Origin of the sequence: Streptomyces sp. NPDC059443 (assembly GCF_042750105.1) — a bacterium.
GTDB lineage: Bacteria > Actinomycetota > Actinomycetes > Streptomycetales > Streptomycetaceae > Streptomyces.
The window spans coordinates 12,491-27,503 of record NZ_JBHYVM010000058.1 but is presented as its reverse complement, the minus strand read 5'-3'; the positions used below and the strand labels follow the sequence as shown (position 1 = coordinate 27,503).

The 15,013-nt window shown below is 72.0% G+C and carries 13 protein-coding genes; 6 read left to right on the top strand and 7 right to left on the bottom strand.

Translation table 11 applies throughout. From position 1 onward, the window contains the following. Positions 1-180: 180 nt before the first annotated feature. Together purU and ACFXDJ_RS34985 are read right to left on the bottom strand one after the other, a co-directional pair. Positions 181-1,062, bottom strand: a complete 882-nt coding sequence (purU, locus tag ACFXDJ_RS34990) for a formyltetrahydrofolate deformylase (RefSeq protein WP_384659590.1) — start codon at positions 1,060-1,062, stop codon at positions 181-183. 28 nt (positions 1,063-1,090) lie between these two features. After that, positions 1,091-1,537 (bottom strand): hypothetical protein, encoded by a 447-nt coding sequence (locus tag ACFXDJ_RS34985; RefSeq protein WP_384659618.1) that lies wholly within the window; start codon positions 1,535-1,537, stop codon positions 1,091-1,093. Positions 1,538-1,754: 217 nt separating this feature from the next. Between ACFXDJ_RS34985 and ACFXDJ_RS34980 the strand changes: the two genes are divergently transcribed. Further along, positions 1,755-3,080 (top strand): ABC transporter substrate-binding protein, encoded by a 1,326-nt coding sequence (locus ACFXDJ_RS34980; protein WP_384659592.1) that lies wholly within the window; start codon positions 1,755-1,757, stop codon positions 3,078-3,080. A 51-nt stretch (positions 3,081-3,131) separates the two neighbouring features. Here ACFXDJ_RS34980 and ACFXDJ_RS34975 read toward each other — a convergent pair whose 3' ends face one another. Then, on the bottom strand, positions 3,132-4,748 hold the full coding sequence (locus ACFXDJ_RS34975; RefSeq protein ID WP_384851240.1) for a hypothetical protein: 1,617 nt from the start codon (positions 4,746-4,748) through the stop codon (positions 3,132-3,134). A gap of 305 nt (positions 4,749-5,053) precedes the next feature. On the opposite strand from ACFXDJ_RS34975, the gene ACFXDJ_RS34970 reads away from it, so the two are divergent. Beyond that, positions 5,054-5,302 (top strand): hypothetical protein, encoded by a 249-nt coding sequence (locus tag ACFXDJ_RS34970; RefSeq protein WP_384659598.1) that lies wholly within the window; start codon positions 5,054-5,056, stop codon positions 5,300-5,302. A gap of 111 nt (positions 5,303-5,413) precedes the next feature. On the opposite strand, the gene ACFXDJ_RS34965 is transcribed toward ACFXDJ_RS34970, so the two are convergent. Next, complete coding sequence (locus ACFXDJ_RS34965) at positions 5,414-6,793, bottom strand: transcriptional regulator (protein ID WP_384659599.1); 1,380 nt, start codon at positions 6,791-6,793, stop codon at positions 5,414-5,416. A gap of 220 nt (positions 6,794-7,013) precedes the next feature. Here ACFXDJ_RS34965 and ACFXDJ_RS34960 point away from each other — a divergent pair, with 220 nt between their 5' ends. The 3 genes from ACFXDJ_RS34960 to ACFXDJ_RS34950 all read left to right on the top strand — a co-directional run bounded on the left by ACFXDJ_RS34960 (position 7,014) and on the right by ACFXDJ_RS34950 (position 10,345). After that, entirely contained in the window at positions 7,014-7,703 is a 690-nt protein-coding gene (locus tag ACFXDJ_RS34960) for a bifunctional DNA primase/polymerase (protein ID WP_384659602.1), read from the top strand. 108 nt (positions 7,704-7,811) lie between these two features. After that, the gene (locus ACFXDJ_RS34955) at positions 7,812-8,708 is read left to right on the top strand and encodes an ABC transporter ATP-binding protein (protein WP_384851238.1); all 897 of its coding nucleotides are present in this window, start codon (positions 7,812-7,814) and stop codon (positions 8,706-8,708) included. After that, positions 8,705-10,345 (top strand): transporter, encoded by a 1,641-nt coding sequence (locus ACFXDJ_RS34950; RefSeq protein ID WP_384851236.1) that lies wholly within the window; start codon positions 8,705-8,707, stop codon positions 10,343-10,345. Before ACFXDJ_RS34955 ends, ACFXDJ_RS34950 begins: the two co-directional genes overlap by 4 nt. Before the next feature lie 451 nt (positions 10,346-10,796). Here the strand turns inward: ACFXDJ_RS34950 and ACFXDJ_RS34945 are convergent, their stop codons facing one another. Further along, a complete protein-coding gene (locus ACFXDJ_RS34945; RefSeq protein ID WP_384659610.1) occupies positions 10,797-10,970 on the bottom strand; it encodes a hypothetical protein in 174 nt (57 codons plus the stop codon). A gap of 147 nt (positions 10,971-11,117) precedes the next feature. Then, the gene (locus tag ACFXDJ_RS34940) at positions 11,118-11,531 is read right to left on the bottom strand and encodes a hypothetical protein (protein ID WP_384659612.1); all 414 of its coding nucleotides are present in this window, start codon (positions 11,529-11,531) and stop codon (positions 11,118-11,120) included. 163 nt (positions 11,532-11,694) lie between these two features. Between ACFXDJ_RS34940 and ACFXDJ_RS34935 the strand changes: the two genes are divergently transcribed. Beyond that, positions 11,695-12,693: a LuxR C-terminal-related transcriptional regulator gene (locus ACFXDJ_RS34935; RefSeq protein WP_384659615.1), complete on the top strand. Its 999-nt coding sequence runs from the start codon at positions 11,695-11,697 to the stop codon at positions 12,691-12,693. A 44-nt stretch (positions 12,694-12,737) separates the two neighbouring features. Here ACFXDJ_RS34935 and ACFXDJ_RS34930 read toward each other — a convergent pair whose 3' ends face one another. Then, entirely contained in the window at positions 12,738-14,852 is a 2,115-nt protein-coding gene (locus ACFXDJ_RS34930; RefSeq protein ID WP_384851234.1) for an FG-GAP repeat domain-containing protein, read from the bottom strand. Positions 14,853-15,013: the final 161 nt, after the last annotated feature.

The window sequence follows — 15,013 nt, the reverse complement described above, 5'->3', positions numbered from 1 at the left end:
CTTCGCGCCGTAGCGCTTGCTGAGTTCGTGTACTTCGATCATGTGGACAACACTGCCGGGAGGGCCCCCGCCCGGTCATGGGGCCGCGGGATGCACTGTGCCGGCGGGGTTCACCCGGGGACGTACGCCCCCGGGCGAAGGCGTACGCCCACGGGCCGGTCGTCCCCGGGCGGATGCCGCCTACGCGAAGACGACCGTGCGCGTCCCGTTGAGGAGGACGCGGTGCTCGCTGTGCCACTTCACCGCGCGCGCCAGCGCCTGGCACTCCACGTCGCGGCCGATCGCCACCAGCTGCTCCGGGGTGACCTCGTGGCCCACCCGTTCCACTTCCTGCTCGATGATCGGGCCCTCGTCCAGGTCCGCCGTCACGTAGTGGGCGGTCGCGCCGATCAGCTTCACGCCCCGCGCGTGCGCCTGGTGGTACGGCTTCGCGCCCTTGAAGCTCGGCAGGAACGAGTGGTGGATGTTGATGATCCGCCCGCTGAGCTCCTTGCAGAAGGTGTCCGACAGGACCTGCATGTAGCGGGCGAGGACGACGAGCTCGACGTTCTCGGAGCGCACCAGTTCCAGGACCTGCGCCTCGGCCGCCGCCTTCGTGTCCTTCGTCACCGGGACGTGCACGAACGGGATCCCGTAGGAGCCGACCAGTTCCTCGAAGTCGGTGTGGTTCGAGACCACCGCCGCGATCTCCACGGGCAGCGCGCCGATCCGGGTGCGGAAGAGCAGGTCGTTCAGGCAGTGGCCGAACTTCGAGACCATCAGCACGATCCGCATGCGCTCGTCGGAGCGGTGGATCTGCCAGTCCATCCGGAAGGTGTCGCCGATCGCGGCGAAGCTGGCCCGCAGCTTGTCCACGGTCACCGGGGCGTCCGCCGTGAAGTGGACCCGCATGAAGAAGAGACCTGTGTCACGGTCGCCGAACTGCCGGCTGTCCTCGATGTTGCACCCGGTCATGAAGAGGTAGCTGGACACCGCGTGCACGATGCCCTGCTTGTCGGGGCAGGAGAGGGTCAGTACGTACTGCTGGGAGGCCGTGGTCTGCGGCTGCGGGTCATCGCTCATGACCCCGTAGCCTTTCACATCCCGCGGCTCACACCGCGCGCGTGAGGATCCTCAGCACGTGCAGCGAGCTCGGTCGCGCGTCCGGGTCCTCCCCGTCCGCCGTCGCCAGCCGTACGTGGGCCTCGCGCGCGGCCCGTACCGCCTCCGGCCAGGCGTGGTGCTCCAGGTAGCCGGAGACGGGGGCGTCGGGGCCTATCTGGTGCATGATCCGCAGCACGCGCAGCACGGCGAGGTCGACCACGGCCGCCTCCTGCGAGTCGCGGAAGATCGTGCCGACGTACTTCTCCGCGGACCAGCTGTCGAGCCAGGTGTCCTCGACGAGCCGGTACACGGCGTCGGTGACGTCCCCGTACCCTTCGGCGCCGGCCAGCCAGGTGTCCTCCTGGAAGACGGGGTCGGAAAGCATGTGCAGCGCCGAGCGCACGTTGCTGCGCCAGCGCCACCACGGCATGTCGTTGAGGGGCATGCCGCCCATGGTGGAGGAGCGGCCGCCGCGGCGGGAAGAGTTCTTCGAACCTTGGGCGAATGTCACGCTTTCGATCGTACGTTCCCGTCTTGCGCGATCTTGCAGCACCTGTGCGTGCTCCGCTCCGGCTCCCCGTACGGGCGCCACCCGTAATTCACCTCGACGTCACCAGATGTTGTGTACACCTCACTCTTCAGTTACCCGCGGCGCGGAATGGTGCATGAACATGACCACCCGGCGACGCGTAGCAACCCTTTCCCGCTCCCTCCTGACCACAGCTCTGGGAGCGTGTCTCGTCGCCGGCTGCGGGGTGCTCCCCGGAGGCTCGGGGGGCTCCGGGGGCACCGGTTCCACGCTCACCGTCATGACCTTCGCGCCGGAGGGCACCAAGGCGACGAACATGCCCGGCATGACCGGCATGGCCAAGGCCTACGAGCGCTGGATCAACTCCAAGGGCGGCGTCAACGGCCACAAGCTCCGCGTCCTGACCTGCAACGAGCACAACACGCCCAGCGGCGCCGCCGACTGCGCCCGCAAGGCGATCGCCGAGAAGGCCGTCGCCGTCGTCGGCTCGTACAGCCAGCACGGACGCGCCTTCATGGCCCCGCTGGAGACCGAGGGCATCCCGTTCATCGGCGGGTACGGGGTCTCCTCCGAGGAGTTCGCGTCGCCGCTGTCGTACCCCGTCAACGGCGGCCAGCCCGTGCTCCTCGCCGGCGCCGGCCACCAGCTCGGCCGCGCCTGCGCCAAGGTCGCCCTGGTCCGCCCCGACACCCTCGCGGGCGACGCCCTGCCGGTCCAGCTCAACGCCGGGCTCAAGGCCAACCAGATGGCCGAGGCCAGCGACATCCGGGCCGCCGAAGACTCCGCGGACTTCTCCGCGCAGGCCCGCGAGGCGCTGACCGACTCGTCCCCGTCCGCCTCTTCGAAGGGCGGAGCCACCGCCGTGAAGGACGGCGGCAAGGACAAGGGATGCGTCGCGGCCGTGCTCGGCGAGCGCACCGAGACGTTCTTCGACGCCTTCCGTCGCGCCGACACCCAGAACCGCAAGCCGCAGATCTCCTCGGTGCTCGGCTCGGTCAGCCAGGCCCTGGTGGACCGTACCGGCGGCAAGGAGAGCCCCTTCGAGGGTGCGTACGTGACCAGTTGGTACCCGGTGGCCTCCGACCCCCTCTGGGCGCCGATGCAGCGGGTGATCACCGAGCAGGCCTTCGGCGACGACACCGTGGACATCGACGACAGCGGCGCCCAGACCACGTGGATCGCGTACTCCGTGCTCACCGAGGCGGTGAAGCGGTTCAAGGGCGACGAGGAGATCACGGCCCGCAAGCTCGCGCAGAAGCTCAACCAGGCCGAGCCCATCAAGACCGGCGGCCTCACCCCCGACCTCAGCTGGCGCTACCAGGACATGCGCGCCGTCGCGGGCTTCCCCCGCATGGTGAACGGCCGGGTCACCTTCCAAGTGGTCCAGCAGGGCCGCCTGGTGGCCCAGCAGGGCGAGCAGTCCATGGACATGACCCGGACCCTGGAACAGGCCCCGCGTTCGAGCTAGTACCGCGTCAGGGCCGGCCCGCGCGGCCGGCCCGCGCGCCGGCCCGCCGGCTCAGAGCTGGCTCTTGTCCCGCTTGGTCAGGCCGTACTTGCCGGCGATCGCGTTCCACATGCCCGAGGCCGACTCCTTGGCCTTGGTGGCGTCACCGCTCGCCTTGTTGCCGTCCGAGGCGTTCCCGGAGTTCTTCGCCTTGCCGTCCTTGCACTTGTCGCCCTCGCCCTTCATGTCGTCCGCCCAGGCCGCGTAGCTGTTGTCGGCCTGCGCGGAGGACTTCCAGGCCTGGGTGAGGGCCGCCGTCAGCTTCGCGTTGTCCGGGAGCTTGTCCACCTTGAGCTCCTGGAGCCGGGTCACCAGCTCCTCGCGCTGACGGGCCGCGTCGCGCAGGTCGTTGCCCGCCTGGTCGAGGTTGCGGCAGCCCTTGATGTCGTCGACGGCCTTGATCACCGAGGCCCGGCTGTCGTTGCTGTCCGCGAGGAGCTTGTCCAGCTGTACGGCCTGGGGTTGGGCGGGATCGAGCGGCGCCTCCCCGCCGGCGGCCGCGGAGCCCTTGCCGGTGGGGGTGGCGGTCGAGGCACCGGGGTCGCTGTTCTGCGCCTTGTCGTCGCTGAGCAGCGCCCCTACGCCGAGCCCGGCGACGGCCAGGCCGATGACGACGGCGGCGATGATCCCGGGCGAGACCCTGCGGGTTGCCGGCGGCGCGGGGGGTACGTGGGGCGCTTGGGGCGCCTGGTGCTGGAACTGCTGCGGCGGATAGCCCTGTTGGGGCGGCTGCGGCTGGCGGTGCGGCTGGTGCTGCTGATGCTGCTGCGGCGGGTAGGGGCGCGGCGGCGGCTGGCGGAGCACCGGCTCCTGTACGGGCGGCAGGTGCTGGGTGTCTCCCCGGAAGAGCCCGTCGAACCCGGCGGCCGGATCGGCCGGGGCGGCCGGAACGGGCGGGATGAACTGCGTGGCGGCCTCGTCGTGCGTGTGCGTGTGCGACGGCGCGGCGGGGACCGGTGGGATGTACTGGGTCGCGGCTTCGTCGTGCGAGGGCGCTGCCGGGACCGGTGCCATGAACTGCGTCGCGGCCTCCTCGTGCGAGGGGGCTGCCGGGACCGGTGCCATGAACTGCGTCGCGGCCTCCTCGTGCGAGGGCGCTGCCGGAACCGGCGGGATGTACTGCGTGACGGCCTCGGGCAGCGGCGGATAGCCGTAGCCGTGCGGTGCACCGGGCCCCTCGTAGCCGGGGCCCACGACGTGCCCCTGCGGGGGATAGCCGTAGGCCGCTCCGCCCGCCGGGGGATCGCTCGGGCCCGGATAGCCGGGCGCGGGGTAGCCGGGTTCCGGGTAGCCGTAGGCGGGCTGACCCGGCGCGGGCTGTCCGTACGCGGGCTGGCCCGCCACCGGCTGACCGTACGCGGGCTGACCTTGCTGGGACTGGCCGTGCGCAGGCTGCCCCGGCAGGGACTGGCCGTACGAGGGCTGGCCCTGCGCGGGCTGCTCCGGCGAGGACTGGCCGTACCCGGGCTGGCCGTACCCGGGCTGGCCGTACGAGGGCTGGCCTTGGGGGGGCTGCCCCGGCAGGGACTGGCCGTACGAGGGCTGCCCCTGCGAAGACTGGCCGTGCAAGGGCTCCGGCTGCTCCGCGTCGGGCCGTGCGGGCGGCTGCGTCGGGGGCTGCGCCGGCATGGGCGGGCCCCACGGCCCGCCTGCCTGTGGGCTGCCGCCCTGTCCGCTCTCCGTCACCGGGACTCCCTCTCCGACCTCTCCGAACATTCGGAACGTCGGCTCACGCTACCCGGTCACCCCCTTCCCCCGTCAGGCCCTCCCCGGACCCGCCCGGCCCCCACCCCCGCCCTTCACTCAACGTGACGGAGTGGCGGTCTCCAGCGGGCCAGTGGAGTGACGCTCCGTTTCCCCGGATCTTGCGTGGCGTTGGACTTGCCGACGCGCACCGAATTCGTCGCGTCGTCCTGAGATCCATAGGAGTAGTCATGCGTATGCGTTCTGCCCTGACCGCCTCTGTCCTCGCCGCGGGCATCCTGCTCGGCGGCGCCGGGGCCGCAATGGCCGACGGTGACGGTGGCGCCCTCGTGCAGTCCACCGGTTCGCGCGGGGGCGAGAAGACCGACTCCTCGTCGTTCGCCGGCGTCCCGGCCCACTTCGGCCCGATCTACGGCTCGACCGGCTCGACCGAGAAGTTCTGGGACCGCGAGACGTTCCAGGGCATCTTCGGCTTCTGAGACACCGGCGTCACCGCCGGGTGAAGCTCCGGGCCCGCGGCGACGCCGTACGGGGCGGCCGACATCACGTCGGCCGCCCTCGCGGTCCGTGCGCGCCGCGGTGGCCTTCGCTCAGGACACCGCCTCCAGCCGGGCCCCGAACTCCCGTACCGCCGGCTCCTCCCGGTACGGCTCGACCCGGGCCCGGAAGTCCTCCAGGTACACCGCCCCCCGCGTCGAGCGGAGCCCCGACAGGGCCTCCGCCGCCTGCGCGGCCGTCTGGCAGGCGGCTTCGATCTCCCGCTGCTGCACCCGCGCGGCCGCCAGCAGCAGCAGGCCGATGGCCCGGCGGCGCGCTTTGGCCGCCGGGAGTTCCCGTAGGGCCTCCTCCGCCCGCTTCGCCGCCGCGTCCGCCTGGCCGAGGTCCCGGTGGCAGTGGGCCAGCTCGTCGGCCAGGTACGCCTGGTCGAAGTGGCGGATCCACGTCGGGTCGTCGCCGGATTCCGGTTCGGCCCGCTCCAGCGCGGTCACCGCCCGCGAGGACAGCACCGCCGTCGCCCGGCTGTCGCCCAGCAGTGCGTGCCCGCGCGCCTCGGCGGCGTAGAACATCGACTCCACCCGGGGGGTCACCTGTCCGCGCGTACCCTCCTGCGCGGCTCTCGCCAGCTGTGCGATCTCCCGCGGATTGCCCAGCTCGGCCGCCAGGTGGCTCATGGAGGCCGCCAGCACGTAGCCCCCGTACGCCCGGTCGCCGGCGGCCTGGGCGAGGCGCAGCGCCTGGATGTAGTAGCGCTGGGCCAGGCCCGGCTGGCCCGTGTCCACCGCCATGTAGCCGGCGAGCTCGGTGAGGCGGGCGACCGCCGCGAAGAGGGCGCGCCCCACCGGTTCCCGGTACGAGCCGCCGATCAGCCCGGAGACCACCGAGTTGAGGTAGTGCACGACCACCGGCCGGACGTGCCCGCTGCCGAAGCGGTGGTCGAGTTCCTTCAGCGCCTCGGTGGTGGCCTGGACGGCCTCCACGTCGGACATCCCGACCCGCGAACCGCCGCTGCGCGCGACCTGCGCGTCGGCCCCGGTGATCAGCCAGTCGCGGCTCGGCTCGACGAGCGCGGAGGAGGCCACGCTCGACCCGGACAGGAAGTCGCGCCGGCCCACGTCGCTGCGCCACAGCTCGCAGACCTGCTCGATGGCGCCGATGACGGTGGGGGAGAACTGCAGGCCGACGCCGGAGGCGAGGTTCTTGCCGTTGGCCATGCCGATCTCGTCGATGGTGACGGTCCGGCCGAGTTTGCGGCCGAGCGCCTCCGCGATGATTCCCGGGGCCCGGCCGCGCGGCTGCTGTCCGCGCAGCCAACGGGCCACGGAGGTCTTGTCGTAGCGAAGGTCGAGACCGTGCTCGGCCCCGCACATGTTGACGCGCCGGGCGAGCCCGGCATTGGAGCACCCGGCTTCCTGGATGAGCGCCTGCAGCCGTTCATTCGGCTGGCGGGCGACGAGAGGCCTGGCTGCCATTGAAAACCCCCAGTGGCCGCGGGTGGTCGGGTGACCGTTGGAATGATCACTTCCCGCCTGATGTGCGGGGAATCTTCCCCATTGCGTCCTCTCGCTACCCACCTCCGGCGCCCCGGTCTCCTACGCGCCCCCCGCGATGCACCGATGCGCCCCGTATGCAGGATCGATGCTCCGGTCCTCGGCGGGTTTACGCCCGTAACCCCGGCTGACCGCAAGAGTTGTGTTGCACGTGGAAGAGACCATCGGAGTCACGGAGACCGCGCCCATCCCCCTCCAGCGCAGCGAGCCGCTGCTGGACCATGCCGTGCGGTACGCGGAAGAACGGCACTGGGATGTCTTCGCCGGCACCTGGCTTGAGTCCGCCGACGGGCGGGAGCAGTGCTCGTGCGGGGCGGCGGACTGCCCGGCGCCGGGTGCGCACGCGGCGGGGAAGGACTGGGCCTCGCAGGCCTCGGGCAGCGCCGTGCAGGTGCGGCGGCTCTGGGGCAGGAACCCGAAGGCCTCCATCCTGCTGCCGACCGGCCGGACCTTCGACGCCCTCGACGTGCCGGACGCGGCCGGGTTCCTGGCGCTTGCCCGACTCCAGCGCATGCAGCGCACCCTGGGGCCGGTGATCGCCACCCCGGCCGGCCGGATGCTGTTCTTCGTCCTGCCCGGGGCCGGCGCGAAGGTCCCCGACCTGTTGCGCAAGCTGGGCTGGCAGCCGCCCCAACTCGACCTGGCCGCCCGGGGCGAGGGCGAGTACGTGGCCGCGCCGCCGACCCGCATCGGCGGGCGCGGCTCGGTGCAGTGGGCGCAGGCGCCGACGGCCGCGAACCGGTGGCTGCCGGACGTGGAGGAGCTGATCGACGCCCTGGCGTACGCGTGCGGCCGCGAGGCGGCGGCGGAGCGGGCGCGGCGGAATCCGTGACGGGGCACCTCGTGAACTGATGACATTCGTAACTGCTCCGCCCTCTCCCCCTCCTCCTATCGTGAAGGAAGCAAGACCACGGGGAACAGAAGAACGAGAGGCAGGCGCATGCCGGACCAGGGCGTTGCGACGGGCGGGGCGGACGGAGCGGGCAGGGCGGACGGAGCGGGTGGCGGCGCGCGAACCGCGCCGCCGGCCGCGGCCGCCGTGCGGGTAGAGGGCTTGTGGAAGCGGTTCGGCGAGCAGATCGCCGTCGCGGGGATCGATCTGGAGCTGCCCGCCGGACAGTTCATCGGCCTGGTCGGCCCGAACGGCGCCGGCAAGACGACGACGCTCTCGATGGTGACCGGACTGCTGCGCCCCGACATGGGCCGCGTGTTCGTCGCCGGGCACGACGTGTGGGCGGACCCGGTGGAGGTCAAGTCCCGCATCGGCGTCCTGCCCGAAGGGCTGCGGCTCTTCGAGCGCCTCTCCGGACGCGAACTGCTCGGCTACATGGGCCGGTTGCGGGGGCTGCCGGGCAAAGAGACGGACAGCCGGGCCACCCAGCTGCTGGAGATCCTGGACCTGGCCGGTTCGCAGAACAAGCTGATCGTCGACTACTCGACGGGCATGCGGAAGAAGATCGGCCTGGCCGCCGCGCTGCTGCACAACCCCGAAGTCCTGTTCCTGGACGAGCCGTTCGAGGGAGTGGACCCGGTGTCCGCGCAGACCATCCGCGGAGTGCTGGAACGTTACACCTCCTCCGGGGCCACGGTCGTCTTCTCCTCCCACGTCATGGAGCTCGTCGAGTCCCTGTGCGACTGGGTGGCCGTCATGGCCGCCGGCCGGATCAGGGCCGCGGGCCCGCTGGCCGCCGTACGGGGCGACGCGCCCTCGCTGCAGGCCGCGTTCCTCGAACTGGTCGGGGCGCAGGGCCGGACCACGGGCGAGACCCTGGATTGGCTCGGCGGCGGCAACGGGTCCGGCCACGGGGCGGGCAACGGGGCCGGGGGCCTGCGATGAGCGCGGCCACGACCGCACCGTCCGTGCCCGTGGGGACCGCGACGGTCCCCCTCACCCCGATCTTCATCCGGCTCAAGCTCTCGCTCCTGAAGAACGGCCTCAAGGGCTCCTCCAAGCGCAAGATCGCCTACTTCGGCGCGCTCGCCCTCGCCCTCGTCGCCGCGTTCTTCGTCACGCTCGGCCTCGCCCTGCTGCGCGGCAACGACCACGCGAGCGCCGTCGTCGTCCTGCTGGCGGCGGTCCTCGCCCTCGGCTGGACCTTCATGCCGCTGTTCTTCCCGACCGGGGACGAGACCCTCGACCCGAGCCGGCTGGTCATGCTCCCGCTGCGCCCGCGTCCGCTCGTACGGGCCCTGCTGGTCTCCTCCCTCATCGGGACGGGACCGCTGTTCACCCTGTGCCTGGCCACCGGCTCGGCCATCGCCCTCGCGCACGGCGCGGCGGGCGTGGTGGCCGCCGTACTGGCGGTGCCGCTCCTGCTGCTCGGCTGCGTCGCACTCGCCCGCACGGTGGCCACGGCCAACGTCCGGCTCCTGACCAGCCGCAAGGGGCGCGACCTCGCGCTGCTCAGCGGCCTGCTGATCGCCATCGGCGCGCAGGTGGCCAACTTCGCCGGCCAGCGGCTGTTCCACAGCGGCGGACTGGAGAAGCTCCAGCCCGCCGAGGAGATCGTCCGCTGGCTGCCGCCCGCGTCGGCGATCGGCATGGTGGACTCCGCGAGCGAGGGCTCGTACGGCATCGCGGCGGGCCAGCTGGCCGTCACCCTCGCCGCCCTGGCCCTGCTGCTCTGGTTCTGGGAGCGCAGCCTGACCAAGCTCATGGTCACCCCGGACGGTTCGACGATCGCGGCGGCCCAGCCGAAGAAGGACCGGGGCGCGGGCGCCGGGGGCGGCCTCTGGTCCCTGTTCCCCGACGACCGTACGGGCGCGGCCATGCAGCGCTCGCTGCGCTACGTCGTCCGCGATCCGAAGACCAAGGCGGCCTGGGTGTCGGCCCTGGCGGTCGGCCTGCTCGTGCCCGTCGCCAACGCCCTCCAGGGCACCGGCTCGGTGTACCTGGCCTGCTTCGGCTCGGGCATGATCGGCGTCCAGATGTACAACCAGTTCGGGCAGGACACCTCGGCGTTCTGGATGGTCGCGCAGACCATTTCGAGCACGCGTGACGCGTACGGGGAACTGCGCGCCCGCGCCCTGGCCCTCGCGCTGGTCACCGTGCCCTACACGGCCGTGGTCACCGTGGTGACCGCCGCCCTGCTCGGCGACTGGCCCGGCCTCCCCGGCGGGCTGGGCCTCGCGCTGGCCCTGCTCGGCTCGATGCTGTGCACGGGAGCCCTGGCCTCGGCCCGCTTCCCGTACTCGATCCCGACGGACGGCGCCTTCAAGAACGTCGCCCCGGGCCAGGGCGCCCTGGCGTGGATGGGCATCTTCGGCGGCCTGATCGCCTCGGCGCTGATCTGCGCCCCGGTGATCGTCCTGACCATCTACCTCACCGCCACGGACCAGCACTCCCTCACCTGGATCCTGCTCCCGGTGGGCGTGGCCTGGGGCACGCTGGCCACCTGGGCGGGCCTGCGCCTCGCGGCCCCGACGGTGGCCCGCAGGCTCCCGGAGATCCTGACGGCGGTCAGCAAGGGCTGAGCCCCGCACCCTCGCGGCCTACGGCCTCCGCTCCCGGTGGGGAGCGGAGGCCGTTCGCGTGCCGGGGCGCAGGCGGGACCGGACCCAGCCGGCGAAGTCGGCGCACCAGGCGTGGGCCGTGACGCCGCCGCTACAGCTGTCGGTCTGGTTGGGGCCGCCGTCGTAATGGCGCGAAAGGAAGTGGGGTGGCGCTGCGGGCTGCGCAGCAGGGCCTGGTGAGGGCCGAAGATCGGGGGCGCGCCGGTCGGGGTGGTGCGACGGGCGGGCTCTGGCGATGGGTCAGCCAGGCGGTGTGGCGGTGGTGGTGCGGGTCGTGCGGGTCCCGCCGGTGGTACGGGTCCCGCCGGTGGTACGGGTCCTGCGGGTCGTAGGGGTCCTGCAGGTCCTGCTGAAGTTCGTGGGACGCGACGGGGTGGCGCTGTGGGCGCTGCTCCCCCGGCGGCGGGGTCGGCTACTCCCAGGCGGTGGTGTTCTTGCCGACCGGGGCGGTCTCCCAGGCGGTGGTGGCGGTGACCCGGGTGTCGGAGGTGCCGGTGGTGTGGGCGGCGACTGCCGGGGCGACGACGGCGAAGGCGAAGGCGAGGGAAGCGACCGCGGCGGCCTTGGCGAGACTGATGCGAAGCATGGGAGTGGTCCTTTTCGAGAGCTGGGGCGACTGGCCTTTTCCGGTCTCACGTCCCGCGGTGACGTTTCCTCCGGTGTTGCCTTCGGGGCGGTGTTCCCTTCCGGCGATCACTACTTTCGTCGCAGGTCACAGCCGGTGGAAGAGCTTTCAGCTGGACGGAACCGGACCTGGCCCCTTCCGTCCAGGCAGTCCGGAAGTGGCCACCAGGAGCCGCTCGTAGTACGGCGTCACCAGAGGTACGCCGACGCGCCCGACCGTCCAGCCCCGCAGCGCCGGCACCTCCTCGAAGGCGCGGCGGCAGAGCACCTCCGTACGCCGCTCCGCCTCGTCCAGGCTGTCCGCGATCAGATACACGCCGAGGGTCGGACCCGGCAGCGCGCGCGGATGCGCGGAAACGTGCTCCACCGGGCCAAAGGCGCCGCCATCGCCCCGGCGGTCGGCATGGGCGTGGGCATCGACATCGGCATCGACGTCGGCGAACGCGCGGACGAGTTCCCCCGCATGCGAAGGGAGTTGAGCGCCCGCCGATGGCGCTCGGAGGGCGGCGTGGATGAGGTACATGGACGCCACCCTTCCGAACACTTCACATCGGGCAAATAGCATGAAGGTGGACGGTTGAGGCCCTGACCGGAAGCGGCCAGGCGGGACCTCCTTGCCCGGATCCGGACACGCCGTGCAATGATCAACTTCGCCTTGATCACGGGTGTACACGGGGGGAACCGCTGTGCTGGCAACTCTAGGCCTCGATGCGACCGCAGAGGCTCTCTACCGCACCATGCTCGCGCGCCCGCGAGACGGAGTGCGCGCGCTCGCCGACCAGATCGGCACGTCCGAAGCGGAGATCCGGCGCAGCCTGGACCTGCTCAGCGAACTGGCCCTGATCCGACCGTCCTACGAACAGGCGGGAGAGCTCCGCGCCGTGCCGCCCGAGGTCGGCATGGAGATCCTGATGGCCCGCCAGCAGGCGGAGCTCGCGGCCCAGCAGCTGCGCATCGAGGCGTCGCGCGCGGCCGCCGCCCAGCTGATCTCGGAGTTCGCCGACCTGAGCCCGGCCGCCTCCGGCCCGGGCATCGAGCAGCTGGTGGGCCTGGACGAGATCCGGACCCGGATCACCGGCCTGGCGCACGGGGTCCAGAACGACCTGATGACGTTCGCCCCCGGCGGGGGCCAACGCCCCGAGACCCTGGAAGCCTCGAAGGCGAGCGACCTGGCCCTGCTGGACCGCGGGGTGCGGATGCGGTCCCTGTTCCAGGACAGCGTGCGCAACAGCCAGACCACCGTGGCCTACGCGAGCTGGCTGGGCGAGCTCGGCGGCGAGGTCCGGACCGCCCCCGACCTGCCGACCCGCCTGATGATCTTCGACCGGACCACCGCCGTCATCCCGGTCAGCAGCGACGACAGCGCGGCGGGCGCGGTGGTCCTCACCGGCCAGGGCACCCTGACGGCCCTGTGCGCGCTCTTCGAGAACGTCTGGTCCACCGCGCAGACCCTCGGCGGCGCCCCGGAAGAGCGGCACGAGGACGGGCTCAGCCCCCAGGAGACCACGGTGATCCGGCTCCTGGCGCAGGGCCTGACCGACGAGGCGATCGCCAAGCGGCTCGCGGTCTCTCCCCGCACGGCCCGCCGCCTGGCCAACGGCCTGATGGAACAGCTCGGCGCCGCGAGCCGCTTCGAGTTCGGCGTCCGCGCGGTCCAGCGCGGCTGGCTCCCCGGCACGAATTAGCGAACCTGCCGCCATCGGGCGGGTGGTACCGCCGACGAGCCCGGTTACCAGTTGGTGCCGATCTGGGTGCGGTTGCCGAGGCCGCCGCTGCCGTTGCCGGGGTAGAAGTACAGGGCCCCGGTCGCGTCGGCAGGGGCCTGGACCGCGTCGAGGTCGCCCTTGCCGTCAGCGTTGAAGTCAGCGCCGACCAACTGCCGCATGCTGTCCCAGTTCGTACCGAGCTGCGCGCGGGAGCCGAGGGTGTTCATCCCGCTCAAGGCACCCGTGGAGGGGTACTTCCACAACGTCCCGCCACCATCGATGGCCACGAGGTCGGCCTTGCCATCGGAATCGAGATCGCCCGGCACGGTCAGCTCGGTCATCGCGCCCCAACCCGCACCGATCTGCACCCGATCACCGAACGTGTTGCTGCCGTTGAGCGAACCCGTTCCCGGATAAGCCCACAGGGCACCGGCCGTATCCATGGCCAGCAGATCCGCCTTGCCGTCCTTGTTCACGTCCAGGGCGGTCAGTTCCCGCATCCCGCCCCAACCCGAACCGACCTGCACCCGGTTGCCGAGCGTGCTCATCCCGGACGCGCTACCCGTTCCCGGATATACGTACAAGTTCCCCGACGCGTTCTCCACCGCCAACAGGTCCGGCTTCCCGTCACCCGTGTAGTCAGCACTCGCGAGCTCGCTCATCGCACCCCAGCCCGAACCGATCTGCACCCGGTCACCGAACCCACCAGCACCGTTGCCCGGGTACAACCACAACTTCCCCGTCCCCGACTCCACACCAGCCAGATCCTGCTTCCCATCACCCGTGAAGTCCGCCGCCGCCAACCGCACCATGCCCACTGGCGCGGTGGCCTTGGGCCAGGGGGTGTTGACGACGACGCGCTCGCCGGGGGATTCGTTGATCACCCAGAGCTGGTCGCTCCCCGGCCAGTAGGAGAGGTTCTCCGGGTTCTCCGGGATCCGCGTGACGAGCCGTACGGCTTCGCCCGGGCGGGCGTCGTAGAGGCAGCCCGGGAACTGGCGGATGTTGTTCTGGTCCGGCTGGTGTTCCGCGGGGACGAATTCCGGGCAAGGTCCGGAGAAGACGAGGCGGCCGTTGTTCATGGCGACGCCCTGGGTGCCGCCCATGGGCGACGCGAAGGCTTCGGAGGCCTGGACGCGGCCTGCGGCATCGGCCTTGAGCAGGCCGGTGGCCGGGTCGAGGGGCCAGCGGACGACGGGGGCGGCGGCCTTGCCGAACTCGCCTTCGACCTTGCCGGGGTCGCCCTCCGCGGTGACCAGGGCGGGCTGGGAGCCGGTGAGGTCGAGTGAGGCGGCGGTGATGCACGGGCGCTGGGGAACGCCGGCGTAGGCTCCGCAGCCGGTGCCCTGACCGGTGTATTCATAGGTGCCCTGGCGCGGCAGTACGTAGGTGTGGCCCGCTCCTTGGGCCTTCCCGTCGGTGCCGAGGCCGAAGCCCGTGCCGGTGGTGACGTCCATCTTCCATATGTTGTTCAGGTCGAAGACGTCGAAGCTGCTGCCGGTGGAAGCGACGTAGAGCTTGCTGCCGGCCCAGACCACCGCGTGGGCGTGGCCTCCGAGGAGGGGGGTGTAGTTGTCGCCGGCGCTGTTGAGGGTGGCGAGCTGGAGGTGCCGGTAGGTGACGTGGGCGGGGTCGCTCACGTCGGCGAGGGTGATGCGCTCGCTGCCGCCGGCTCCGTACCAGCTGGAGATGAGTACCTTGCGGCCCCCGACCAAGGCCTGTGACTGGGGGGATTCGCCGGAGCCGCTGAGGCCCTGGGGAGTCCAGGCGCCGGTGGCGTCGTCGGTGGTGTTCCAGCAGAAGCCCTGGGCGCCAGCGATGTTGGACGGGTGGCAGAGGTCGCGGCCGGTGACCGCGCCGTCGGGGGCGGCCAGGACGTCGGCGGCCTTGACCCGCCGGAGCGCCGGGTGGGCGGACTCGAAGGCCGAGATCCGGCCTGCCTCGCGGCCCGTGTCCGACTGGAGCCCCATGCCGTCGGCGCTGATGCGGGAGACCGTGTTGGTGGTGGCGACGGCGCCGCTGGGGACGGTATCGGCACTGGCCGCGGTGGCCGTCAGGCAGGCGAGTGCCACGGCGGCGGCGACCGCTGCGGCCCGTCCTCGGATACGGGGCGTGCGGAGTGGGCGGCGGCGGTTCATGGCAGTGCTCGGTCCTTTCGGCGTTGCGCGGTCGGGTTGGCGTACCGGGGAAGGGGACGGGGGGGGCGCGCGCGCGCGGGGGGGTGTGGGGCCCCGTGGGGGGTTGGGGCGGGGGGGGGGGGGGTGTGTCGGGGGCCCGGGGGGGGGGGTTCACGCCCGGG